Below are 22,925 nucleotides of genomic sequence, written 5' to 3'. Positions count from 1 at the left end.
GGGTCGTTTGCCATCCACTCAGACTGGAATTTTCACTCTGTGAGCGTAACTGTACAGGACGGGTACGACGCCCAGTGTCAGTATCGTGGCGAAGCCGAGTCCAAAGGCGATGACCACTGCCATGCTGTTGAAGAAGGGGTCGGTCAACAGCGGCACCATGCCCAAAATAGTGGTAAGCGCTGCCATGGTGACTGGGCGCAAGCGACTGACTGCGGCATCAAAGATAGCGTCGTAGCCATTTTTACCGCTGCGGTCTTCCAATTGAATCTGATCCACCAGCACGATGCCGTTTTTGACGATCATGCCGGATAGGCTGAGGAATCCCAGCAGCGCCATAAAGCCAAACTCGGCCCTGAGCAGCAACATACCCGCAGTGACGCCAATAATGGCCAGTGGTACACAGGCCCAGATCACCAGCGCTGCCCGTAATTCGTTAAACAGCAGTATGGTGATGATAAACATGATCAGGTAGCCCATTGGCAGCGAGGCGAATACGTTGGCCTGCGCATCTCGGGACGATTCGTACTCTCCGCCCCATTCCAGTTGATATCCGGCGGGGAGTGGAATGGCTTCCAGCTGGGGGCGTATCCGCTGGAACAATTCGTCGGCAGTTTGGGCTGAGGCAAAGGATGGGTCGGCCAGAACCTCGATGGTACGTTTGCGGTCGCGACGCATGATCAACGGATCTTCAAAGGTAATATCAAAGCGATCGACCACTTGCTGAATCGGGATGTAGCGGTTAAACACCGGACTCCAGATTTGCAAGTCCATCAGGTTGTTGACGTTCAGGCGTTCCTGTTCCGGTGGACGCAAGACCATGGGCTTTAGGTGGGTGCCTTCCCGGTACAGTCCGACCTGTTTGCCGGAGAAACTCAGTTGCAGCAGGTCGTCGAGATCCTGTTTGGAAATACCTGCTCGCCGGGCTGCCTCTTCTTGCAGATGCGGACGAATAACTTTCACTCGTTCGCGCCAGTTGTGACGGATGTTATCGGCTGCCGGGTCGGTGCGCAGGATCTGTTCTGCCTGCTCGGCCAGCATTCGCAGTTCAGTTTGATCCGGGCCGGAAAAACGGGCTTCAATCTTGGCCGGAGTACTGGAACCAATTTGCAGCCGCTGGAATTTGACAAACGCGTTAGGCATATCGGTGGCGGTGTATTGTTGGGCACTGCTGATCAGCGCCGGAATCTGCTCGCGTTGTTCCGTACGGATCAACACCTGGGCAAAAGCGGCATATTGCTTTTCTGGAGCGTAGGTCAGCATAAACCGGACTTCTCCTTGGCCAACGGTGGACGAGGTAAATTCCACGCCTTGCTGTTGCTGAAACCATTGCTCCAGTTTGCGGGCCTGCTTCTGAGTTGCAAGGATATCGCTGCCTTCCGGTAACCAGATATCCGCCAGAAAAATGGGGGTATTGGATGGTGGAAAAAACGCTCGTTTGACCTGACTAAAGCCGATAACGGCGATCACCATCAAGGTAACCATCAGTATCATGGATACACCACGATGATGCAGCATGGTCGCCAGGATGGCACGGTAACCGTTATACAGGGCACCTTGATAAGGGGCAGACGAATTCGTTCTGCCGTTTTCAGCCGGGCTGGCGTTACTGAGTTGCTCCCGAAATAACAGATTGCAGAGGAAGGGGGTCAGGGTCAGTGCCGTTACCCAGCTGAGTAACAGCGAAATCATCAGGACATAAAACAGCGAACCGACAAACTCGCCCACCGAATCCGGCGACAGTCCGATAGGTGCGAAAGCGGTGATGGCAATCACGGTAGCCCCCAGTAATGGCCACTGGGTTTGTTTTACAATATCAAAAGCCGCCTGAACCCGGCTCTGACCACGTTGCAAGCCGACCATAATGCCTTCGGTAATAACCAGCGCATTATCAACCAGCATCCCCAAAGCAATAATCAGCGCCCCGAGGGAGATACGATGCAGATTGATACCAAACGTTGCCATGGCAATAAAAGTGCCGAGTATGGTCAGTAGCAGGATGGCACCAATAATCAGTCCTGCCCTGACACCCATAAACAGCAGCAATACGGCAATCACAATGACGACGGCCATGGCGAGGTTGAGAATAAAATTCTGCGATGAAGCATCGACTTCAGCGGGCTGATCGTAAATGGTATGCAACGCCATGCCGAGGGGACGGTTGTTATCCAGTTCTGCCAGTTTGGCCCGAACCTGTGCGCCGACTTCGATGACATTAACACTGTCGGTAAAGGCGATACCCAAGCGTAGCGAGGGTATCGCCTGATAGTTCTCCAGGTGGGTCGGATTTTCGGTAACCCCGGTCGTAATACGGGCAATGTCTTTCAGATAAATCAGTTTGTCGGAGCCCGGTGTGCTGATCAGCAGGTCGCCCAGCTCCTGAACGCTCTGGAATTCACCAGTCGGGTAGATACGAATATATTCATTGCCAACCCGGATGTGTCCGGCATTGCTGACACTGTTCTGGGTTTGTAATAACTGGTACAGACGCGACAGCGGAATACCCAGGTTGGTCATTTGTTCGTGGGAAATATCAATAAAGACCTGTTGTTGTTGATCTCCGGCAATCTCGATATTGGAAACACCTTCCAGGGTCATCAGTTCGCGTTTGAGGTACTCGGCATAGTCGAACAATTCGCTGTAATCAAAACCGTCGCCAGTTAACGCCAGCAGTACACCAAAGACGTCACCAAAGTTATCCAGCACGATGGGAGTGGCAGAACCTGGTGGTAATGAGCTGGTCTTGTCGTGGATCTTGCGCCGCAGTTCGTCCCATATTTGCGGCAGAGTGTCGCCCTGATATTCGGATTTAACTTGAATGTGTATCTGTGACAGTCCGGCTTTGGAGATGGAGTCCAGGTGTTTGATGTAAGGCAAGGACTGGATGGTGTCTTCAAGCCTGGCAGTGACTTCTTCCTCTACCTGCAAGGGGCTGGCACCTGGGTAGTAGGTGTAGACCATGGCTTCCTTGATGGTGAACTTCGGATCTTCAAGGCGGCCAAGTCCGAGGTAGCTGATGATGCCACCTGCCAACAGAATCAGTACCAGCATCCAGCTGGTGGTACTGTGCTTGATGAAATAAGTGGCAGCATTAAGTTGGTTGACGGTGTTGGGTTGTGACATGTCAGAGACCTTGTTCCTGAATCCATGGGCGGATCACCATGCCTTCGCGGGCCTGGTGTACTCCCGCTGCCAAAATCCGGTCACCAGGTTTGAGACCGGCCACAATTTCAAGGCCTTCCTGGGTCAGTCGGCCGGTTTCAACCGCCTGGGCAACCAGTTCATTCTGTTCGTTTAGCCGCCATACCATGCCTTGCTTGCTGCCTGTCGCCTGCTTTGCCTGCTGAAATATGGCTTGGGCGGGCACCAGCACATTGCTGTCGTTGACGGCCAGTATCTGGTTCAGGTCGGCGTAGACACTGGCAGACATACCAGGGAGTGGATTGAGGTCGGCGGGTTTAGGCAAAGTGACCAGCAAGCGATAGCTGCCAGTCGCCGGATCGGCTTGGGTATTATGCTCCTTGTAGGTCGCCTTGAAGCGTTGGCCAGGCAGGGCATCAAATTCCACATCTGGATGATAACTGCTGCCGGATTGGCTGAGCTGAATCATCAGCTGTTCCGGCACCTGGATACTGACAACCAGCTGGCCGCGAGCCTGCAATTTCAGTAAGGGCGTGCCTGCTGCCATAGACTGATGGTTGTCAACATAGACTTCGGCGATCACTCCGGCAAACGGTGCTTTCAGCGTGGTGTAGCTAACATTGCTGCGGGCTGCCCCAAGAGCCGCTTTACTGATATCCAGCTCAGCTTTGGACTGATCGTATTGGGCTTTGGATACCTGACGTTGCTGGAACAGGTTTTCGATACGCTCAAACTGTGAATTGGCCAGGTTGAAACGGGCCTGACGCTCGTCCAGTTGCAACTGGTAATCAGCAGGATCAAGTCGCGCCAGGACTTCTCCTGCCTTGACCCGTTTGCCTGCCTGGGCGGGCAATTCCAGTAATTCTCCGGGAACCCGGAAGGCCAGAGAGACCTCATCGGAAGCCTCTACCTGGCCGGGAAAACGGCGTAGCAGGGCGTCTTTACTACTGACGACCTGATAAATTTCACCGGGGCGGGCGACTGTTGCAGTCTTTTCACTGCTGCTGTTGCCGTCAGAGCAGGCTGCCAGCAGCCCAAACAACGGAATACACAATAATACCCTGGTAAGTCGGTTGGATCCTGATGAAGCAAGTGCAATACAGGCTGAAATCGTCATGAAACACCTTTCAATTAAAACGGAAATAATCCGCCGTTCATCCGATAAACATCCAGGCCGATCACTCCGACCCTGAGATGGATTTTATTTAACATTTTGTAAACTATACCGAGGCTTTATACAAGACTGAAGCTTGCAAGATCAGGGTCTGTCGCGACTATTCACCATCAAGCAGGGATTGCAGGTAACCGGGCAAGACATCTCCCGCTTTGCCATACAGATGCTCGGCAAAATTATCCTTGATACGGCTGGGTTCCAGGTTGATTTCGATGGTATGAGCTCCGGCATTGGCAGCCACTTCGACAAAACCGGCCGCCGGGTAGACATGACCGGAAGTACCGATACTGATAAACAGGTCGCATTGCTCCAGGGCGTGAAATATGTCATCCATAAACAGTGGCATCTCACCAAACCAGACGATGTGTGGACGCAGGTTGGGAGCATTGCAGCATGCGCAGCAGGTCGTCGCGGTGATGTCGGTATCCATGTCGTACAGCTGCTCGGTGCGGGTGCAGCGTACGCGTTTCAGTTCACCGTGCATATGCAACAGGTGTTGGCTGCCAGCCCGTTCGTGGAGGTCATCAACGTTTTGGGTTACCAGTAAAAAGTCGCCGTTATAGCGCTGTTCAAATTCGGCCAGTGCGATATGAGCAGGATTTGGTTGTACTTCGTTCAGTTGCGCCCGGCGGGCGTTGTAGAAGCGCTGTACCAGTTCGGCGTCACGTTCGAAGGCTTCGGGGGTGGCGACATCCTCCAGGCGGTGGTTTTCCCACAGGCCGTCATTATCGCGAAAGGTACGGACACCAGATTCGGCAGAAATGCCGGCTCCGGTCAGTACCACGATACGTTGTGGTGGCCGGTTGACAAACCGGCGATCAGTTGAGTTGGCTGTCATCAAAGTGGTCTCTGAAAAAGTCGCGAATGTCGGCGCGCTTGGTCATGGCGTCGTCAAATCCTAACTGAATCAGCCGTCGGCAGTAACCCTCGGAAAACAGTAAATAACTGAGAATACCTGAGCCGTTACCGCGATTGTTGCCGCGGCTGTTGAGCACCATTCTGAGTGCCTTGGGCATCTCGTGGGCGTGTTCTCCTGCCAGTGTGTCGAGCGAGACACTGGGGCTGATATCGAGCAGCTGTACCGGCCGTAGTTCCATGTCGTAGTGCTGTCGTACGGATTTAGGTATGTGTTGCAAGGTCTGGTTAATACGCAACAGACGTTCGATATCGGTTTCCATGCTGTCGAGAAAGGCAGCGTTGAGCATATGGCCCATCATTTTGGCCGGTGCGGGGTAGATGTCGTCCGGTATGTCCGGCTTGTTACGGTGGGCAATGGCGCTGACGCCGATCACCATTATTTTCTCTGCCCCCATGTGTAACGCCGGGCTAATAGGGGCCAGCTGTCGTACGGCGCCATCGGCATAATACTGGTCGCCGAGAAACACGGCGGGAAAGATCATGGGAATGGCTGATGATGCCAGCAGGTGGTCACAGCTCAGGCGGGTACGTACTCCGACACGACGTTGGCGTTGCCAGTCCTGAATATCCGGGTGTCCTGCAAAAAAGCTGGTGGACTCACCACTATCGATGCCCGAGCAGTTGACGGCGACGGCGTAGAGGTAGTTGTCATCGATGGCCTTCTGGATGCTGGTGAAGTTGACGACTTCGTTGAGCAGCTCCCGTAACGGTTCATTGTCGAGCAGCGAAACCGGATCATTTTTGTAGCCCCGGCCAATAATCAGGCTGCGACTCATACGGGCAAGGGAGTGGGATATCCCCCAAAAATCGGTGCGGTAAATCTGGTCGCAAGTGAAATGACGCCAGATGCGTTCCAGGTGACGAATACCACGGCGATAATCTTCAGCGTAACTGGCCAGTGCAATACCGTTGATTGCGCCTGCGGATGTACCGGAAATAATATCAAACGGGTTGTAGTGACCTCGGGGCAAAATTTCGTGTACTGCCTTGAGTACGCCCACCTGATACGCTGCCCGAGCACCGCCGCCGGACAATATCAGACCAGTCCTCTGTACCTTCATGCCGTTCCCCTGTGCAGGCGTAAACCATTTTTTTTAACCCTGACATGTGCGGATGACAGGGGTGCGATGGTTGCTGTGATTCTTTTTACTCCCTTACATGCGTAAGAGGCTGCCCCGCATGCGTACCGGTAAAGCCAGAGTATAGTGCATAATGTTCTGGCAAATTTGAGGAGAGCCTTATGTTTACTGGAATTGTTCAAACCCGGCTGGCCGTTGCCCAGGTCGATAAACAGCAGGATTTTGCCACGTTTACGCTGCTGTTTCCGGAAGCGTTACGACAGGGCCTGCAAACCGGTGCATCGGTTGCGTTAAACGGTACTTGTCTGACGGTACGGGCACTGGATGGTGCCGCTGTCAGTTTTGATGCGATTGGCCAGACATTGGCCGTTACCAATCTTGGCAGCGTGACCGCCGGAGATGAGGTGAATATTGAGCGTGCCGCCCGTATCGGTGATGAAATCGGTGGCCACTTGTTGTCTGGCCATGTCATGGCCCAGGTACGTATTCTGGAACGGCGGGAATCGGTCAATAATCTGGTGCTCTGGTTTGAGCGTCCGGCGGCATTGTTACCTTACTTGCTGGACAAGGGCTATGTCGCGCTGAATGGCTGTAGCCTGACCATTGCGGAAGTGGCAGGCGACCGGTTTTCGGTGCATCTGATACCAGAGACCCGAGAGGTCACCACCTTTGGCTCGGTCGCTGTGGGGGATGCCATTAATCTGGAAGTGGATCCGCAAACCCAGGCAGTGGTGGATACCGTGACCCGGATGCTGGCGGATCCAGCGGTATTGAGCCAGCTTACAGGGACTGCAGGTAAGTCATAATGTCGGCTGACTCGAACATCCATTCTTCCTTGCCCTGTTCACTGGTGATGAGCAGGCAGGGAACCGTGGTGCGGCCGGTGGCTTGCTGTTGTTGCTTCCGGTAGGCCGGATTTTTCTGCACATTGCATTTCTCAACATCCACATTCAAACCCGGCAGGGTGCGCAGCACCATCTGGCAAAACGGGCAGCTATCGTAGTAGTAAAGCGCGTATGTCATAACATTCCTCTGGTCTGTTCAAGGCAAATGACGGTAGGCATTTGCGTTACTCTCTGACAGTGTATTACCCATGGATTATATTGAACACGTTATTCTGCTGGTACTGGCGGTGGTCGCCAACTGGTTTTCGGCGCTTGCGGGTGGTGGGGCAGGCTTGATTCAACTCCCCATGCTGATCTTTCTGGGGTTGCCGTTTCCATTGGCACTGGCGACCCACAAGGTGGCGACGGTCGCATTGGGAGTGGGGGCGACAGGTCGGCACCTGCGGGAAGGGCACCTTCAACCCTGGTTGCTGGCGCTGGTGGTAGTGGCAGGTGTTCCTGGTGTTGTCGGCGGTGCGCTGTTGATTCTCGGCATTGCCGATCGCCCGGCAGAAATCGCACTGGCAGTGCTGATGTTATCGTTGTCGGCTTATTCGATGTTCAAACCCCAGCTGGGCATGGCAGCGGAGTTACGTCATCGCGATATCCCCGGTATGGTGCTGGGAGCGTTGGGTTTGCTGCTGATCGGCATTATGAACGGTGCCTTGTCGGCGGGCAGTGGCCTGTTTGTGACCTTGTGGCTGGTGTACTGGTTCGGGCTGGAATACAAACGTGCGGTGGCGCATACGCTGGTGGCGGTTGGTCTCGGCTGGAATGGAGCGGGAGCAATCACTATGGGAACGGTAGCGGAGGTGCAGTGGAGCTGGCTGCCAGCATTGTTGCTGGGTTCTGTTATTGGTGGTTATCTGGGTGCGAATTCGTCGATCAAGGCGGGTAATCGCACCATCAAACGTCTGTACGAAGGGGTCACGCTGGTGGTGGCCGTCAAGTTGCTGCTGGGTGACTGGCTCTGATACCTGCCGGTAACACGCTCCGGTTGGCTTCTGGATGGAGAGTGTTACGGACAAGTCAGACTATCGCTGGTGATTATTCAACCACCACTGCCGTGCCGCTGGCAGAAACCATCAGCATGCCGTTGGTTTTACCCATGACTTCATAGTCGATATCAACGCCAACCACCGCGTTGGCTCCCAGCTCGGCAGCGCGTTGTTGCAGTTCTTGCAAGGCAATATCACGGGCTTTTTGCAGCTCCTTTTCATAGGTAGCGGAGCGGCCACCGACAATGTCGCGAATACCGGCAAACAGATCCTTGAAGATGTTTGCGCCGAGTACGGTTTCTCCGGCCACGATGCCGCGATAGGAGGTAATGGTTTTGCCTTCGATATTCGGGGTGGTGGTGATGTACATGATTCAATTCCTGTAGGGCATACATAGCTATAAACATCAGGGTGTTAATAATCGACTCAAAAGGCTTGTTGATCACTCATAAACACTGCGCCGCTATTACCACCTTTACCACATCAGATCGTCAGGAATCTGGTAGGCGGCGTATGGATCATCTTCGTCCATTTCTTCGCCAGCGGATTCTGCAATCAGAATGTAGTGATCGGCTGCCCGTTGGCGGATTTTCTCCGCCACCTGTAATGGCACCACTTTGTAGGTAGGGCCCTGGCGGGTTTGCTCGAACAGGATAATCGCCAGCTGGCCACGGCTGAGTCGATCCCAGACTGCCTGATTGACGTACATCTGCTTGACCTTCTTGTCGTGCAGGAAGTTGTATTTGATATCGCCATCGCACTCGACGGTATTGGTCTGGATCAACTGGCGAATCTGGGCCGAGATGGCTTTTTGTTGGGCTTCGGCTTCTTTCTGGCGGTTCAGTTCGCGATCCCGTTCCATCTTGGCCTTGCGTGATGCTTCGGCGCTGGCCTGGGTGTCTTCCGGTGCATCTTCGCTACCGGTGCGCTTCAGGTGCGCGGACTTTTTCAGCTCCTTGGCATTTTTTTTGGCTTTTTTCTGGTTAACCAGACCCATTTCCAGCATTTGTTCTTGCAGTGACTTGGCCATGGAGATTCCCTGTTAGTGCTGCCACACACCGGCAGGCATCAGCCCGGCCAGTTGCGTGATGATATTGTCGCGCTCGGTGGTGCTGTTGGCTACCACCGTGACGTGTCCGAGTTTACGGGCTGGTCGGGCTTCTTTGCCGTAGGAATGGACAAAGGCATTCGTGAGACCCGTGGCAGCCTCGGTGGGTGCTTCGTCGCTGATCACGTTGAGCATGGCAACGGCGGGGTAACGGGAGTGAGTACTTCCCAGCGGTTTACCGGCGACAGCCAGCATATGGTTGCGGAACTGGCTGGTTGCGGCACCTTCAATCGACCAGTGCCCGGAGTTGTGAACTCGGGGAGCGACTTCGTTGGCAACCAGTCCGGTATCGGTGTCAAACAGTTCCAGTGTGAGGGTGCCGACGTAATCAAGGCTGTCTGCCAGCTGACGAATATACTGTTGGGCCTGCTCTGTTTTGGCGTCACTGACGTCGGCAGCCGGGTAGAGTGAATAGCGCAAAATACCGTCGTGGTGAACGTTTTCGGTCATTGGCCAGATCACCAGGTTGCCGTCCCGGTCTCGACTGGCGATGACGGACGTTTCCCGTGTAAAAGGCACAAAGGCTTCGGCGATCAGCTCGCGATTGCCAATGCTTGCCCAGGCCGGTTCCGCGTCTGCGGCGCTGCGGAGCACATACTGGCCTTTGCCGTCGTAACCTTCGGTGGTGGTCTTTAATACAATCGGTAAACCCAGCGTGGTAATGGCGGCTTTCAGGTCATCGAGAGAGTTGACCGCTGCGAATTCCGCCGTGGTTATGCCAGCCGCACGCAGGGCGTTTTTTTCCAGCAAACGATTCTGAAAGGTTTTGAGTGCATCCAGGCCGGGGAACAGCTTGTCGGCACAGCTTTCGAGCTGACTGACGATGGCGGCCGGGATATTCTCGGTCTCGTATGAGATTAAATCGACCGATGCAATAAATGTCTGCAGTGTTGCGTCGGAGTGGGCGCGCAAGTCATAGAGACTGACCTGAATGTCGCTCAGGTCGGAGATGCTGGCGGCCAGCATCTGGCCCAGCTGGCCGTTGCCCAGAATGCCGATGTTCATAAATTTGCTACCTTGGTCTGGCGAATATCGCGTGCTTTCAAACAATAAAAGCGGCCATTAAGTGGCCGCTTTCACGGGATTTATAACCGAATAATCGGAGAGTTTACCTGCTCGCTCAGAACGCGTCTCGCGGGTCTGGCTCGGAGAGGATGGTTTCCGTCTGTTGGGCGCGGAACGCATCCACACGCTTGAGCAGCTCGTGATCACTGGTGGCGAGAATCTGGGCAGCCAGCAAGCCGGCGTTTTTGGCTCCGGCATCGCCAATCGCCAAGGTGCCAACGGCAATACCACCGGGCATCTGCACAATGGACAGCAATGAATCGAGGCCATTCAGGGCGCGGGATTTGACCGGCACGCCAAGTACTGGCAAAGACGTCTGCGACGCTGCCATACCCGGCAGGTGAGCAGCACCGCCAGCACCGGCAATCAGTACCTTGAGGCCCCGTGCCTGGGCGGTTTTGGCGTAATCAAACAGCAAATCCGGCGTACGGTGTGCAGACACCACTTTGACTTCATAGGCAACGCCCAGAGAATCAAGCATCTCGGCGGCGTGTTGCATGGTGGGCCAATCACTCTTGGATCCCATGATGATGCCAACCTGTACTGTCATTGGGTAAACCCTCTTGCTTTCTTACCGTGTGGAGCCGCTGCGAGTGCGCGTTGGTTCCGGTTAACGCCTGCCAGACTGGAATAGAAGCCATGCCTGTATAAGCAGTTGCTCAGGCTGGGCCATCGTTGACTCGGGACCCCGGCGTGGATGCACAAGGGCAAACACATCAGGCGGTACAGACAACGGCGTCTGGCATGGCCGATGTTCAGGAAAGCGGCGGATTGTAGCACACGGTGGATTTGTGAACAGTCGGGTGAAAAACTAACAAACAGCAGGGTCTTATAGTGGAATGCTATTATATGGATCGAAAAAACTGCCGCTCGCAGCCATCGTGAATGCTTGGGTTGCAGCGGTTGCGCCGGTATTATCGTCCGCTCTGCTTATTTAGATGGATATGCTTACGCCATGTTGACGTTATTATCGCCGGCCAAGACGCTCGACTACGAAACCCCTGCGACCACTCGGCGTACCAGCCAAGCGGGCTTTCTGGACGAGTCGGCTGAGCTGATTGATGTGTTGCGAATGTACTCTGCGGAAGAAATCAGTGGTCTTATGGGGCTGAGTAGCAAGCTGGCGGAATTAAACGTGGAACGTTATTCCAGCTGGTCTCTGCCTCTGTCGGAAGCCAATGCCAAACAGGCGTTTTTAGCCTTCAAAGGCGACGTCTACACCGGGCTGGCAGCTGAAACCTTGTCGCAGGATGATCTCGACTTTGCCCAGCAGCATATCCGTATGTTGAGTGGCTTGTACGGTATGCTCAAACCGCTGGATCTGATGGCTCCTTATCGGTTGGAAATGGGCACCAGACTGAAGAATAGCCGGGGCAAGGATCTGTACGAATTCTGGGGTGGACGTATCACCGATGCCCTCAACGGTGAGCTGGCCGAGCACCGCAGTCAGGTGGTGGTTAATCTGGCGTCGAACGAATATTTCAAATCGGTACAAAGCAAAAAACTGAATGCGGAACTGATCACACCGGTCTTTAAAGACGAAAAGAACGGCCAGTTCAAAATTATCAGTTTTTATGCCAAAAAAGCCCGAGGATTGATGACTCGTTATCTGATCAATCATCGTATCGACCATGCCGCCGAACTAAAGGCATTTGATATGGCCGGATACCGTTACAGCCCGCAAGACTCCCAGGGCAATACCTGGGTTTTTAATCGTCGCGAAGCCGACCTGCCGGAGAAGTAAGATGTTTGGAATGACAAGAATAATGTGTGTTGCGGCGTTGGTCGCAGGCTTGAGTGGCTGTGTGCTGTCGCCTCAGGTGATTGAACTGAACGACCGCAGTGACGTTGGCAGTGGCCAGCTCAGTGCCGACCGTAATGCTCTGGTGCGGGTGCTGGACGACCGGGGCGTTGATGATGACCTGATTGGCTATCGGGGTGGTCGTTTACCAGAAAATTCGCCGCTGATGGCGGATATCGCACTGTATGAAACACTGACCAAACGTTTGAAAACCACGTTGGCAGAGCTGGGGTTTGGTGGCAGCAGTACGTTGGATCCACTGAAATTCCAGCTTGATATCAATACGTTCAAGTATGAGTGTAACGAAGGCGTGATCGTCTCGAAATGTTCATTTGATCTGAAACTGAGTGTTACCGTCATTGATGGCCCACGTCAGTTCAGCAAACCTTACCAACTTAACGAGAGCCGTTCTGTGGTGGCTGCGCCGGTCGCCAGTTATAACCAGGAGTGGGTGAACGAAGCCCTCGACAAGGTATGGGGACATATCTTCTCGGATAAGGAGTTGCTGGCAGCGTTGGGTGTTACCCGGTAATTCGGTAGCGGCTGTCATGATACCAGTGCCGGTCAGCTATCAGGTCGATGTAGCCTGGCTGGCATCTGGAAATGACAGTGTATTTATTCTCTGACGGGACTGGCTGGTTGAATATTACCAGCGCATGATCCGGTACCCGTGTCAGTGTCTTGCGGTTTTCGCTGTTATCTTGTCTTTTCATTCTCCGCCCACCTGGCTTTATTTTTCCCTTCTTATGCCATTGTCACCATCCGGGCCGCTGAACGGCAATCGTGTCCGTGATTGGCTGCAGAAAAGTCAAGAAGTCTCTTTTTATGACAAATTGATTGCATAAATATTTCATATTTATGTCTTTTGGATGACAATGCCGCCCCTGAGAAATCGACCACCAATCTGAAGAATGGCTGATCTTGTGATCAATGACGTGCTTGGGTGTGTTACTGGTCAAGGTTACTTGCGTTTGTCATTCGCTGTCAGGGTACAGACCCGTCAGGCAAGGCTGGTTCTGTAGCACGACTGAGTGTCCTGAAGATACTGGTCTGGTTTCTCTTGATAACTAAATCCGTTACGGCCCCTCGAGTAAATCTGGAACCTCCCTTCTATGAAATTCCTTTTCCAAGCAACGACTGTATCAGCCTGTTGTTTTTTTATGTCTCAAAATGTCTATGCTGTTGATGTGTCTGAAAGCAGCCTCGAAGTGTATGGCAAGTTTCACCTGGCGTTGAGCTATATGGACTCCGGTGTTGACGCAAGTGAGGTCGACAATGGCAGTGGTCTGTCAGATGGCGATGTCAGTTTGTCTTCCAACTCGTCGCGTATTGGTTTCAAGGGAGAAATACCGACAGGAGTTGATGACTTGGTGGCCTTTTATCAACTGGAACAAACAATCAATCTGGATGGCCATGATGGTGATACCTTCGCCACGCGTAACTCGTATCTGGGACTGAGAGGGTTGGAAAAAGGCGTTACCCGCTGGGAAGTGAAGGCGGGTTACCACGATACCCTGGCGAAGTCTGTGGGGGGATTGGCGATGCTGGGTGATACCGTAGCCGATCGTCGCGCCATCATGGGTGCTGGTGCTACGTCTGGCAATAAAGCGGACAAGCGCGTCGCGAATATGCTGCTGGGTACCTACTATGTCGAGAGCGGTCGCAGCAAGGTCGCGTTGTCGGCGCAGTATTCGGCAGAGGCCACTGACAGTAAAGGCACGGTTGATAATAACGATGCCGGATTTGCTGCCATGGGCGTGACCTGGAAGCAGGGCGGTCTGGTGGCAGCGCTGGCGCATGATTACTGGAAAAATGGTGCTAGCGCCAATATGCATCTCACCCGTGCGGCGACCCAATACAAGCAGGGGGACTGGAGCGGGGTAGTGCTGGCTGAAAACCTGCGTAAATCTGGCGATCTGGATCGTAAGGCCTGGGGAGCTCAGCTGGCATTAAAAGACGGCTCGTTCAAATGGATTGGCAGTGTATTTGTAGCAGAGAGCTACAAGGGCAGCGACGATACCGGTGCCGTTATGACGTCTTTGGGCGTTGAGCGCTCGATGTCCAAAGTACTGAAAACCTATGCCGTTTATACCCGTACGGCGAACGATGCCAATGCCCGTTATCAGGGCGTTGACGGTGGTGTGAATGATGAGTTGAAAACGACGGCGGGCAACGACCCTCAGGCTGTCTCTGCCGGTATTGTGCTGAAGTTCTGATTGGTTACCGGGGCAGAAACATCGCGTTTCTGTCCTTTTTGGCTGCTGGTTTTCTCCTGGGCTATTTATCCCAGCAAGCGTCTTTTCCCCAAGCTTTTTCTCAACCTTTTTCCATCGTTGTTTTCGGTATTTTTCAGCGTCGTTGTCGTTGTTACGACATTTTTTGTTACCTTGTTATTGCGTCGATGGTTTGGCCTGTTTGGCCCGATAGTGCCGTGTCATGTTTGTCGTAAAGGCTACAAAATGTTTGTGCCAACGTGGGAGTAGTAACAGGCAGCTCTTGAATTTTGGTTGGTCATGTTTTTATTTTTTAATTATAAGTATTTGATTTTTATTGGTATTTTATTTTCCGTGCAGCGTTTGATGACGAGGTGAGAGCTGGTTCGATATTTGCGATGGGTAATAGTCATTAACTAAATCGAATAGGAAGTAAACAAATGTCTGTTGCTGTGGTTAAAGCCTTCGCGGAAAAAGCACGTCAGGATGCAGAGCTGGCTGCGCAGTTGAAAGCGTGCCTGAAGATGAAAGAGCTGTTTGCATTGGCTCGGGATAACGGTTTCGAGTTGGTGGAAGATTCCTTGTACCCACCCAATGAACCACAGTTTACCGAAGATCAGCTGTCGGAACGGCTGGTTAAGGCACTGCTCAGGGTTTAGCAGGCGGAAAAAATCTGTCCGCATGCTGATTTTACTTCGGTGGGTGTTCAGTGTTCAGCAAGATACCAGGACATTTTTGTTTGGTATCTTGCTTCTCCGCTGTCATCCTGTCGCACCTCAGCTATATCAGGCAGCGTTGTCTTCTTGGGTTCCTGCTTTACTGGTGTCGTCTTCACAATAACCTTTGCCAAAAATCAGATTGGTGCGAATGGCGCTGATGTCAGCATTATGACTGAGCAGGTCGAAGTACCAGCTGGAGTCCAGTACGTCACCCACACACAGTACCCCGACAACCTGTTGCTCACGAATAACCAGTTTTTTATAGATCCCGGATTTCAGATCCTGAAGCTGGATAATCTGGTCGTTATCGGACGGTTCAAATTGTCCCATGCTGTGAATATCGACGCCGGACACCTTGAGTTTGGTCAGATGTTCCTGTTCGGCATAGCCTGATAACTGGCTTTTTCTTGATGGGTCATTGATGGACAAGAGACCCGCAGCCACTACTTTGGCCTGCTCCCAGATCGGGGCAACCAGGCCGTATGTCAATCCTTCAAATTCGCAGCATTCTCCCAGTGAGTAGACATCCTCTGCCGAAGCTTCCATACGTTCGTTAACGCAGATCCCGCGCTGGGTTTCTATACCCGCAGCACTGGCGAGTTCGCGGTTAGGAAGAATACCGGTGGCAAAGACCACCAGGTCGGTGTTCAGGGTTTTAACTGCTGCTTCTGCTGGTTCGCCGCGCAAGCGGTATTGAACGGCTGTGGCGCTGTTGCCCGTCAGGTTCAATCCTTGTGGTGATACACCGGTGCGGACGTCGATACCGCGTTGTTCCAGCTCGCGTTGCAAAATACCGGAAGCGGTGGCATCCAGCTGACGGTTCATCAAGATCGGGTTGCGGTGCATCAGCGTGACATCTACTCCCTGGGCTTTGAGGCCGACAGCCGCTTCAACTCCGAGCAGTCCGGCACCAATCACGGTGGCGTGCTTGAGGGTCGGCAGTGCCGCCAGCATGGCATCGACATCGGACATGGTACGAAACCCCAGTACGTTGTCTGGCAAGGTGCCATTATCGGTACCCGGCATGGCAGGGATGGCGGAGCGGGAGCCAGTGGCGATCAACAAAGCGTGGTAGCTGAACGGCTCGTTATTGCCTGCCACGACGATTTTTTGTCGGGTATCGATGCGAGCCACCGAGGTATTCAGGTGCACTGTAATGCGGCGCTGTTGATACCAGTCGGCATCGTGTGGGGTAATCGCATCCAGTGTGGTTTCGTCGGCCAATAGTGGTGACAGCATAATGCGGTTGTAATGGGAAAGATGCTCGTCACTCAGTACATGAATGGCATCGAATGGATGGTCTTTACCCAGTTCTTCCAGTACCCGGTTGGAGGCCATACCGTTACCAATGACGACTAGACTGTTGCTGTTCATATCATTTTTTTCGCATAAAAAAAGGCGCTCACCAGTCAACCTGGGAGCGCCTTTGCTATCGGGAATGTGTGTGTCGATGGAGTACTTGGTGGCCGTGATCCACTTTGATCAGCCAGGTGTTACCTGCGGCGTCGACGTAGTAATCATCAAGCAGGTTTCATGCCATGCGTCTGTAATGACGGAATGACGGATCCATCGGCCTGTGGATGTCTGATTTGTACTGCCAGACAGCGGAAAACAGGCGTTTGCTTCTGGGTTGTAACCCTGTTTCTTTTTGCACACTATTGGAACTGTTGGTTTGTTTTTTGCCTGAATTTGGTGCGATATGGGTTGATGATTTCACGGTGTCGGGGGCGGTTTACGCCGTTTTGTCACCAGGAAACGAGACGCAGGTGCCGCCAAATTGATGAGGCAATGCCCATTTATTGGGCCTTTTGTTGATTCTTGCACCGAAATCGAACCTAATTATTTTAACCAGCTTTAATAGTTGGCACTATTTCTGCTTTAACTTTGCCATCCGTCAGGTAGCAGTGTTGCTGCCTGGCACTCACGCAACGGCGCATTCAAAAAATCTGGTCAGAGAGTTAATCGACAGCTTGGCGTATTGATCGCCTGATGTGTCGTTGCCGTTGCTGCAGTATTGGTACATCTTGTACCTGTTCTTTCGCATATTTTGCGCCACAACCCCTCTGCTTGTATCCATGTCTTTTTGAATTCGTTGTATATCCCTGGTTATCCTGGTTAAAACCGGGTGGGGGGAGCGTGAGCGACTGTATTTACTATGAATCAGAGAGCATGTTATGAGCGCTGAACGTTTTAATCTGGTGTCGTTTACCGGCAAGATGAAAGTCCTCCATCTCAGCTGGATGGCATTTTTCATCACTTTTCTGGTGTGGTTTAACCATGCCCCCATGTTGCAGGCTATGGCGGCCAGCCTGGGTTTGCAGCCATCTGAAATCAAGACGTTATTGATTCTTAACGTGGCACTGACCATTCCGGCACGGGTTATTATCGGTATGCTGACCGATCGTTTTGGTCCTCGTATTGTATATTCGGCCTTGCTCGCGGTCTGTTCGATTCCCTGCTTTATGTTCGCCATGGCGGATGATTTTGCCCAGGCGGCCATTGCCCGTTTTTTGATGGGCTTTATCGGTGCCGGTTTTGTTATTGGTATTCGTATCGTCAGTGAGTGGTTCCCGGCTAATGAATTGGGTACGGCAGAAGGTATTTATGGTGGTTGGGGTAACTTCGGTTCTGCTGCTGCTGCCTTTTGTTTACCGGTGATCGCCTTGTGGTTTGGTGGTGACGATGGCTGGCGTTATGCGATTGGCCTGACTGGCCTGATGAGCTTGCTGTTCAGTTTTGTCTATTACCAAAACGTTACGGATACCCCTAAAGGCTCTACCTATTTCAAGCCCAAGCATATGGGAGCAATGGAAGTCACCAGCAAGGGCGATTTCTTTTTGTTGCTGATTATGAAAATTCCAATGTATGCCGCGATGGCTTTACTGGCCTGGAAGCTGTCGCCAGCCGGTGTGAGCATGCTGTCAGAAACCACGGTGCTGTTGTGCTATGTCGGCCTGGTTCTACTGTATATATATGAAGTATCACACGTCTGGAAAGTGAACAAAACCGTGTTTACTGAAGAAGTGCCTGAACTGCACCGCTACGAGTTCAAGCAGGTGGCAGTACTTAACATTCTTTACTTCGCGACCTTTGGTTCCGAACTGGCTGTCGTGTCCATGTTGCCTTTGTTCTTTGCTGAAACCTTTGACCTGTCTCCTGTGGTGGCGGGTATGGTGGCGTCTGCCTATGCCTTTATGAACCTGATGTCGCGCCCTGGTGGCGGCTGGTTGTCAGACAAGTTCGGACGCAAGCCAACACTGCTGATTCTGACTGCTGGTCTGGCGGTGGGTTATCTGGTGATGGGTATGGTGGATAGCGAGTGGCCAGTATGGCTGGCAGTGGTGGCTGCGATGGTGTGCTCTTTCTTTGTGCAGTCGGGTGAAGGGGCGGTATTTGCTGTGGTGCCACTGATCAAACGCCGTTTGACCGGTCAGATTGCCGGTATGACCGGTGCGTATGGCAACGTCGGTGCGGTTACCTATCTGACGGTATTGTCTCTGGTTGAATACTCGACCTTCTTCTTGGTTATCGCAGGTACTGCAGTGATTGGTTTTATCGCACTGTTAGCGATGAAAGAACCCAAAGGCCATATGACAGAAGTGAACGAAGATGGCACGGTTGAAATGATCAGTGTGAATTGATTCTGGCATTCGATTTTGGGGGCTTGTTATTCTGTCGTCTTCAACTCCCCTTCTGATGACGGAAGCAGTTAGCCCCCTTTTTTATTATCCTGAAAGCACCCGGTTTACCGGGTGCTTTTTTATTGGTTTTCCAATGTATTTAGCAGATGAGAGGTGGTAGATGCCGACAAGTACACCGGCGATAACGCCATCTGACCGGCTGGATTTGCGTATTGGTGGTTGTTCCGACAAGGGCGTCAAACCGCAGAATCAGGATGCCTTTGCTGCCTGGCAGGCAGATTTGCCGGTCACCCGTTACAAGGGCGTGGGTATTTGCCTGGCCGATGGGGTCAGCAGCAGTGACAATGCCCAGCAGGCCAGCGTGACCAGTGTGACGCATTTTTTGCAGGACTATTACAGCACACCGGAAAGTTGGGATGTCAAAAGTGCGGTCAGCAAGGTGATGTCATCGTTAAATGCCTGGCTGTTCCATCATGGCCAGCAAGCATCGGCTCGCCATAACGGTCTGGTGACTACCTTCAGCGGGGTGATCGTCAAGTCATCAACGGCACATGTTTTTCATGTCGGTGACAGTCGTTTGTACCATTACTCTGATGGTTCCCTGGAGCAGGTTACTCGGGATCATGTGCAGCAAGGAGGACGCTATTTGTCCCGAGCGCTGGGTATGGATAGTCACCTCGAAGTGGACTATTTGCAGCGAGAACTGAAGGCGGGTGATGTGTTGCTGCTCACCTCGGATGGTGTCCATGGGCATTTGCCAACCGAAGCATTACGTGACTGGATTGCCGCTTTGCCACCAGAGGCCAGTCAATATCAACTGGAGCAAGCGTGTCAGCGGCTGATACAACAAGCGCTGGCGAACAAGAGCGAAGATAACCTTACCTGTGTTGTGGTGCAGATTGTCAGCCTGCCGCGAAAAGAACTGGGCGAATTGACCCGAGAAGTCGGTTCCCGTGTTATTCCTCCCGTATTGGAACCCGGTCAGAAACTGGATCGTTACGAAGTACTGAAGGTATTACACGCCAACAGCCGCAGTCACGTTTACCAGGTTCGGGATCGTTTTACGGCAGATTTGTTTGTACTCAAGGCTCCATCGATCAACTTCGAAGATGATGACCAATACTTGGAATCCTTTGCCCGTGAACAATGGGTTGGCTGTCGTCTCGATCATCCCAATCTGATGAAAATGCTGCCGCAGCAAGAGAACAGCCAGTTTGTTTACCTGGTATCGGAATGGCTCGAGGGCGTCGACTTGCGGCAATGGAGTTATGATCACCCGGCGATGGATCTGGCCACGGCAAGAAACATGATCAAACCCGTGATTGCCGGTTTAAGGGCGTTGCAACGGCGGGGCATGGTGCATCGGGATATCAAGCCGGAAAATATTCTGGTGCAGCCGGATGAGCAGATCAAAATCATCGATTATGGCGCAGTTGCGGTAAAAGGTCTGACGGAGCTGAACTCTGGTGTGATTGAGCAACGACCGGAAGGGGATATTCAATACATGGCCCCGGAATACTGGCTTGATGGCCTGGCGACAACGGCCAGTGATCAGTATTCATTGGCGGTAACCTTGTATCAGATGCTGTCTGGCGAGTTGCCTTATAACATCCCGTTACTGCATCGACGTGGCGCCAAATCGGCGACCGACTGGCATTATTCTTCCTTGCGAGAGCATCGTCCGGATTTACCGCTATGGCTGGATCTGGCTTTGAAAAAAGCCTGTCATCCGGTGGCCAGCCAACGTTATGGCAGCTTTTCAGAATTTGAAGCCGATTTATACAAACCGAATGAGCAGTTGTTGCGGGGTCATGAACGCAAACCGCTCATAGAAAGGGCGCCAACATCCTTCTGGCAGGTCAGTACCGGTGTGCTGGTGCTATTGCTGTTATTGCAGTGGTGGTGGTTTCGATCGGGGAGCCTGTAACGCTAGAATGGAGTTTCTCCACAAGTATTGTGGGGAAACTCCCAGCCGCTCGATAAATCGAGCGGCTGCTTTACTCCGCCCTGCTGACCTGTGCTGCACTTTGTTATTTTTATTCGTGTGCAGCCAAGAATTGGTGCAGGTTATGAGCTGTGATCAGAACTTGGTTTCGGCCCAGATCCACAGTTTGTCAGTATCTGCACCGGTGTCGCCTTTGCTATACATCGCAGACTTGATGCCGACGGTGGTGGTTTTGCCCACTTTTTTGGCAACCAGCAGGTCGAGTTCAGAGCCCAAATCGGCGCCGCCGTCATCGGCACCAAACTCATGGTACATACCCAGCAATTTGTAGCCCTTGAACATACCAACGGCTTTCAGATAGGTATCGGTCAGACCAGAGGCAGGCGTTGACAAGAACTTGTCGGCCCAGCCGTTAAAGGCGTGCTTGGTCGCTAATGAAGTTTGGAAACCGTAGGCACCATCGTCGCTGCCGAGTATTTCATGACCCACAAAGACTTTGGCAGCCGAGATTGCGGTACCCAGTTCCAGCGCCATGTAGGTGGCATCGTTATTGTCTGTAGACTGGGATGCGTAGGTAGCAGAGTACATGATGCTGCTGGCCTTGCCGTTGATGCTGGCACCGATGGTGTCGTCTTTGGCATCGGTATCATCGTTCTTGAGGAAGTAACCGAAACCGGTCAGTTTCACCGCGTCAGATACCTTGTAGGAAACGTTCAGCAGGTGGTCAGTAACGTCTACTTCCTGAAACAGGATACCGTTGACTTGATCAAGGTAAGCGTAGGTCAGGGATAGATCACCGGTTTTGTAATCCAGTTTGACGGCATCGTAGGTTTGTTCATTCTGGCGCCAGCCAACGTTACCCACAAAACGAGCGTTATCCAGAATGATACGCTGACGACCAACAACGGCCGCGAAGTCGTCCTTGGCGTAGCTGATCTGGGCACGGTTGATTTCGTTACCGGTTGGGTCGGCTACCGGATCAAATCCTGGTGTCAGCGCGGCGTATTCATCCTGAAAGGCATGCACCATTTCGTTTTCAATCAACACCTTGAAGCCATTGTAAACACCGCTTTCATAACCAAGGCGTGAGCGCAGAGTAATGGCTTCGGCTGCTTTGGTACCGCCGTCGGTATCATTGGTTTCATAACGCAGACGGAAATCCGCCAGCATTTTGCCGTCTTCAAGGGCTTCGGCAACGGATGCCTGGGCGATGCCGGATTGAGTGGCAGCCAGAGTAATAGCAACGGCGAGTAAAGACTTATAGTACATGGAACGTTCTCCTTCATAGACGTCCGGAGGCTTTTTGCAGACCAGCCGATCCCCGTCCGGTGTTGGTGAACACCAGAAAGGGGGCGGAGGTTGCGCCCCTTGTTTGTGATATTAAATAGGGTGTTACGCTACTTTTTCGTTAGCGTCGGGTTTGCTCTTCTTTGCCGGGCTGATGTCTTCAACCTTCTTTTGTTTTTCGTACAGGAATTGCAGCACCTGATGTCTCAGGTGGTTATAACGGGGGTCATCGGCCAGTTCCAGACGGTTACGTGGCCGTTCTAGGTCGATTTCCAGAATTTCGCCAATGGTCGCCGATGGGCCATTGGTCATCATCACGATCCGATCCGACAGTAAAACGGCCTCGTCGACGTCGTGGGTGATCATGATGATGGTGTTATTCAGTTCCTTCTGAATGTCCATCAGGGAATCCTGCAGGTGGGCACGGGTCAGGGCGTCCAGCGCCCCGAACGGCTCGTCCATCAGTAAAATGTCTGGTTCCATCGCCAGCGCACGGGCAATACCGACCCGCTGCTTCATACCACCAGAAATTTCGTCCGGGCGTTTGTGCATGGCGTGGGTCATGTGCACCAGTTCAAGGTTGTGTTCAATCCAGGCACGCATCTCGGCTTTGGATTTTTTCCCCTTGAAGACGGTTTTGACGGCCAGCTCAACGTTTTGATAAGCAGTCAGCCACGGCAACAGAGAGTGGTTCTGGAACACAACAGCACGTTCAGGGCCGGGTTAGTTGACTTCACGGCCGTGCAGCATCACGCCGCCTTCAGTGGCTTGCAGCAAGCCCGCAACGATATTCAGTACGGTGGATTTGCCGCAGCCCGAGTGACCAATCAGGGAGATGTATTCACCCTGCTTGATTTTCAGATCCACGTCGATCAGGGCGCGGAATGAGCCTTTTGCGGTTGGAAATTCGATACCAACGCGGCTGATGTCAAGGATAACGCTCATAATAAATTCT

Annotated in this window: 19 protein-coding genes and 1 pseudogene; 8 read left to right on the top strand and 12 right to left on the bottom strand. The window is 52.7% G+C overall.

Annotated features, from left to right (window positions below):
- Positions 1 to 18: 18 nt before the first annotated feature.
- From SOJ49_RS12715 to SOJ49_RS12700, 4 genes are all read right to left on the bottom strand, one after another.
- Positions 19 to 3,120: an efflux RND transporter permease subunit gene (locus SOJ49_RS12715; RefSeq protein ID WP_369854876.1), complete on the bottom strand. Its 3,102-nt coding sequence runs from the start codon at positions 3,118 to 3,120 to the stop codon at positions 19 to 21.
- Between the two features lies 1 nt (position 3,121).
- The gene (locus SOJ49_RS12710; protein ID WP_369854875.1) at positions 3,122 to 4,255 is read right to left on the bottom strand and encodes an efflux RND transporter periplasmic adaptor subunit; all 1,134 of its coding nucleotides are present in this window, start codon (positions 4,253 to 4,255) and stop codon (positions 3,122 to 3,124) included.
- 157 nt (positions 4,256 to 4,412) lie between these two features.
- The gene (gene cobB, locus SOJ49_RS12705; RefSeq protein ID WP_369854874.1) at positions 4,413 to 5,150 is read right to left on the bottom strand and encodes a Sir2 family NAD+-dependent deacetylase; all 738 of its coding nucleotides are present in this window, start codon (positions 5,148 to 5,150) and stop codon (positions 4,413 to 4,415) included.
- Positions 5,131 to 6,291, bottom strand: a complete 1,161-nt coding sequence (locus SOJ49_RS12700) for a patatin-like phospholipase family protein (protein ID WP_369854873.1) — start codon at positions 6,289 to 6,291, stop codon at positions 5,131 to 5,133. The genes cobB and SOJ49_RS12700 overlap by 20 nt, the downstream gene beginning before the upstream one ends.
- Before the next feature lie 179 nt (positions 6,292 to 6,470).
- Here SOJ49_RS12700 and SOJ49_RS12695 point away from each other — a divergent pair, with 179 nt between their 5' ends.
- Entirely contained in the window at positions 6,471 to 7,115 is a 645-nt protein-coding gene (locus SOJ49_RS12695) for a riboflavin synthase subunit alpha (protein WP_369854872.1), read from the top strand.
- Here SOJ49_RS12695 and SOJ49_RS12690 read toward each other — a convergent pair.
- The gene (locus tag SOJ49_RS12690; protein ID WP_369854871.1) at positions 7,090 to 7,332 is read right to left on the bottom strand and encodes a glutaredoxin family protein; all 243 of its coding nucleotides are present in this window, start codon (positions 7,330 to 7,332) and stop codon (positions 7,090 to 7,092) included. The genes SOJ49_RS12695 and SOJ49_RS12690 overlap by 26 nt on opposite strands.
- Before the next feature lie 70 nt (positions 7,333 to 7,402).
- On the opposite strand from SOJ49_RS12690, the gene SOJ49_RS12685 reads away from it, so the two are divergent.
- Complete coding sequence (locus SOJ49_RS12685) at positions 7,403 to 8,167, top strand: sulfite exporter TauE/SafE family protein (RefSeq protein WP_369854870.1); 765 nt, start codon at positions 7,403 to 7,405, stop codon at positions 8,165 to 8,167.
- Positions 8,168 to 8,240: 73 nt separating this feature from the next.
- Here SOJ49_RS12685 and SOJ49_RS12680 read toward each other — a convergent pair whose 3' ends face one another.
- The 4 genes from SOJ49_RS12680 to purE all read right to left on the bottom strand — a co-directional run bounded on the left by SOJ49_RS12680 (position 8,241) and on the right by purE (position 10,914).
- On the bottom strand, positions 8,241 to 8,561 hold the full coding sequence (locus tag SOJ49_RS12680; protein ID WP_369854869.1) for a heavy metal-binding domain-containing protein: 321 nt from the start codon (positions 8,559 to 8,561) through the stop codon (positions 8,241 to 8,243).
- A gap of 105 nt (positions 8,562 to 8,666) precedes the next feature.
- Positions 8,667 to 9,221, bottom strand: a complete 555-nt coding sequence (locus tag SOJ49_RS12675) for a DUF2058 domain-containing protein (RefSeq protein WP_369854868.1) — start codon at positions 9,219 to 9,221, stop codon at positions 8,667 to 8,669.
- A gap of 12 nt (positions 9,222 to 9,233) precedes the next feature.
- Positions 9,234 to 10,304, bottom strand: a complete 1,071-nt coding sequence (locus SOJ49_RS12670) for a 5-(carboxyamino)imidazole ribonucleotide synthase (RefSeq protein ID WP_369854867.1) — start codon at positions 10,302 to 10,304, stop codon at positions 9,234 to 9,236.
- A gap of 115 nt (positions 10,305 to 10,419) precedes the next feature.
- Complete coding sequence (gene purE, locus SOJ49_RS12665) at positions 10,420 to 10,914, bottom strand: 5-(carboxyamino)imidazole ribonucleotide mutase (protein WP_369854866.1); 495 nt, start codon at positions 10,912 to 10,914, stop codon at positions 10,420 to 10,422.
- Positions 10,915 to 11,319: 405 nt separating this feature from the next.
- Here purE and yaaA point away from each other — a divergent pair, with 405 nt between their 5' ends.
- From yaaA to SOJ49_RS12645, 4 genes are all read left to right on the top strand, one after another.
- Positions 11,320 to 12,108, top strand: a complete 789-nt coding sequence (yaaA, locus tag SOJ49_RS12660; RefSeq protein ID WP_369854865.1) for a peroxide stress protein YaaA — start codon at positions 11,320 to 11,322, stop codon at positions 12,106 to 12,108.
- 10 nt (positions 12,109 to 12,118) lie between these two features.
- Positions 12,119 to 12,697, top strand: coding sequence for a YajG family lipoprotein (locus SOJ49_RS12655; protein WP_369854864.1), 579 nt, complete (start codon positions 12,119 to 12,121; stop codon positions 12,695 to 12,697).
- 628 nt (positions 12,698 to 13,325) lie between these two features.
- Entirely contained in the window at positions 13,326 to 14,381 is a 1,056-nt protein-coding gene (locus SOJ49_RS12650; RefSeq protein WP_369854863.1) for a porin, read from the top strand.
- A 437-nt stretch (positions 14,382 to 14,818) separates the two neighbouring features.
- The gene (locus SOJ49_RS12645) at positions 14,819 to 15,037 is read left to right on the top strand and encodes a Nif11-like leader peptide family natural product precursor (RefSeq protein ID WP_369854862.1); all 219 of its coding nucleotides are present in this window, start codon (positions 14,819 to 14,821) and stop codon (positions 15,035 to 15,037) included.
- Between the two features lie 126 nt (positions 15,038 to 15,163).
- Here SOJ49_RS12645 and SOJ49_RS12640 read toward each other — a convergent pair whose 3' ends face one another.
- Entirely contained in the window at positions 15,164 to 16,471 is a 1,308-nt protein-coding gene (locus SOJ49_RS12640; RefSeq protein ID WP_369854861.1) for an NAD(P)/FAD-dependent oxidoreductase, read from the bottom strand.
- An 800-nt stretch (positions 16,472 to 17,271) separates the two neighbouring features.
- Between SOJ49_RS12640 and SOJ49_RS12635 the strand changes: the two genes are divergently transcribed.
- Both SOJ49_RS12635 and SOJ49_RS12630 read left to right on the top strand, forming a co-directional pair.
- Entirely contained in the window at positions 17,272 to 18,738 is a 1,467-nt protein-coding gene (locus SOJ49_RS12635) for a NarK family nitrate/nitrite MFS transporter (protein ID WP_369854860.1), read from the top strand.
- Positions 18,739 to 18,898: 160 nt separating this feature from the next.
- Positions 18,899 to 20,665, top strand: coding sequence for a protein kinase (locus SOJ49_RS12630; RefSeq protein ID WP_369854859.1), 1,767 nt, complete (start codon positions 18,899 to 18,901; stop codon positions 20,663 to 20,665).
- Between the two features lie 153 nt (positions 20,666 to 20,818).
- On the opposite strand, the gene SOJ49_RS12625 is transcribed toward SOJ49_RS12630, so the two are convergent.
- Both SOJ49_RS12625 and SOJ49_RS12620 read right to left on the bottom strand, forming a co-directional pair.
- Positions 20,819 to 21,952: a hypothetical protein gene (locus SOJ49_RS12625; RefSeq protein WP_369854858.1), complete on the bottom strand. Its 1,134-nt coding sequence runs from the start codon at positions 21,950 to 21,952 to the stop codon at positions 20,819 to 20,821.
- Positions 21,953 to 22,075: 123 nt separating this feature from the next.
- Positions 22,076 to 22,915, bottom strand: a pseudogene (locus tag SOJ49_RS12620) (ABC transporter ATP-binding protein).
- Positions 22,916 to 22,925 lie beyond the last annotated feature (10 nt).

Origin of the sequence: Candidatus Thalassolituus haligoni (assembly GCF_041222825.1) — a bacterium.
Lineage (GTDB): Bacteria > Pseudomonadota > Gammaproteobacteria > Pseudomonadales > Oceanobacteraceae > Oceanobacter > Oceanobacter antarcticus.
The sequence above is the reverse complement of the archived record's forward strand: the minus strand, read 5'-3'. Positions and strand labels throughout refer to the sequence as shown.

Coding starts and splice junctions, on each gene's coding strand:
- SOJ49_RS12715 (WP_369854876.1), bottom strand. CDS start 3,120: ATGTCACAACCCAACACCGTCAACCAACTTAATGCTGCCACTTATTTC.
- SOJ49_RS12710 (WP_369854875.1), bottom strand. CDS start 4,255: ATGACGATTTCAGCCTGTATTGCACTTGCTTCATCAGGATCCAACCGA.
- cobB (WP_369854874.1), bottom strand. CDS start 5,150: ATGACAGCCAACTCAACTGATCGCCGGTTTGTCAACCGGCCACCACAA.
- SOJ49_RS12700 (WP_369854873.1), bottom strand. CDS start 6,291: ATGAAGGTACAGAGGACTGGTCTGATATTGTCCGGCGGCGGTGCTCGG.
- SOJ49_RS12695 (WP_369854872.1), top strand. CDS start 6,471: ATGTTTACTGGAATTGTTCAAACCCGGCTGGCCGTTGCCCAGGTCGAT.
- SOJ49_RS12690 (WP_369854871.1), bottom strand. CDS start 7,332: ATGACATACGCGCTTTACTACTACGATAGCTGCCCGTTTTGCCAGATG.
- SOJ49_RS12685 (WP_369854870.1), top strand. CDS start 7,403: ATGGATTATATTGAACACGTTATTCTGCTGGTACTGGCGGTGGTCGCC.
- SOJ49_RS12680 (WP_369854869.1), bottom strand. CDS start 8,561: ATGTACATCACCACCACCCCGAATATCGAAGGCAAAACCATTACCTCC.
- SOJ49_RS12675 (WP_369854868.1), bottom strand. CDS start 9,221: ATGGCCAAGTCACTGCAAGAACAAATGCTGGAAATGGGTCTGGTTAAC.
- SOJ49_RS12670 (WP_369854867.1), bottom strand. CDS start 10,304: ATGAACATCGGCATTCTGGGCAACGGCCAGCTGGGCCAGATGCTGGCC.
- purE (WP_369854866.1), bottom strand. CDS start 10,914: ATGACAGTACAGGTTGGCATCATCATGGGATCCAAGAGTGATTGGCCC.
- yaaA (WP_369854865.1), top strand. CDS start 11,320: ATGTTGACGTTATTATCGCCGGCCAAGACGCTCGACTACGAAACCCCT.
- SOJ49_RS12655 (WP_369854864.1), top strand. CDS start 12,119: ATGACAAGAATAATGTGTGTTGCGGCGTTGGTCGCAGGCTTGAGTGGC.
- SOJ49_RS12650 (WP_369854863.1), top strand. CDS start 13,326: ATGTCTCAAAATGTCTATGCTGTTGATGTGTCTGAAAGCAGCCTCGAA.
- SOJ49_RS12645 (WP_369854862.1), top strand. CDS start 14,819: ATGTCTGTTGCTGTGGTTAAAGCCTTCGCGGAAAAAGCACGTCAGGAT.
- SOJ49_RS12640 (WP_369854861.1), bottom strand. CDS start 16,471: ATGAACAGCAACAGTCTAGTCGTCATTGGTAACGGTATGGCCTCCAAC.
- SOJ49_RS12635 (WP_369854860.1), top strand. CDS start 17,272: ATGAGCGCTGAACGTTTTAATCTGGTGTCGTTTACCGGCAAGATGAAA.
- SOJ49_RS12630 (WP_369854859.1), top strand. CDS start 18,899: ATGCCGACAAGTACACCGGCGATAACGCCATCTGACCGGCTGGATTTG.
- SOJ49_RS12625 (WP_369854858.1), bottom strand. CDS start 21,952: ATGTACTATAAGTCTTTACTCGCCGTTGCTATTACTCTGGCTGCCACT.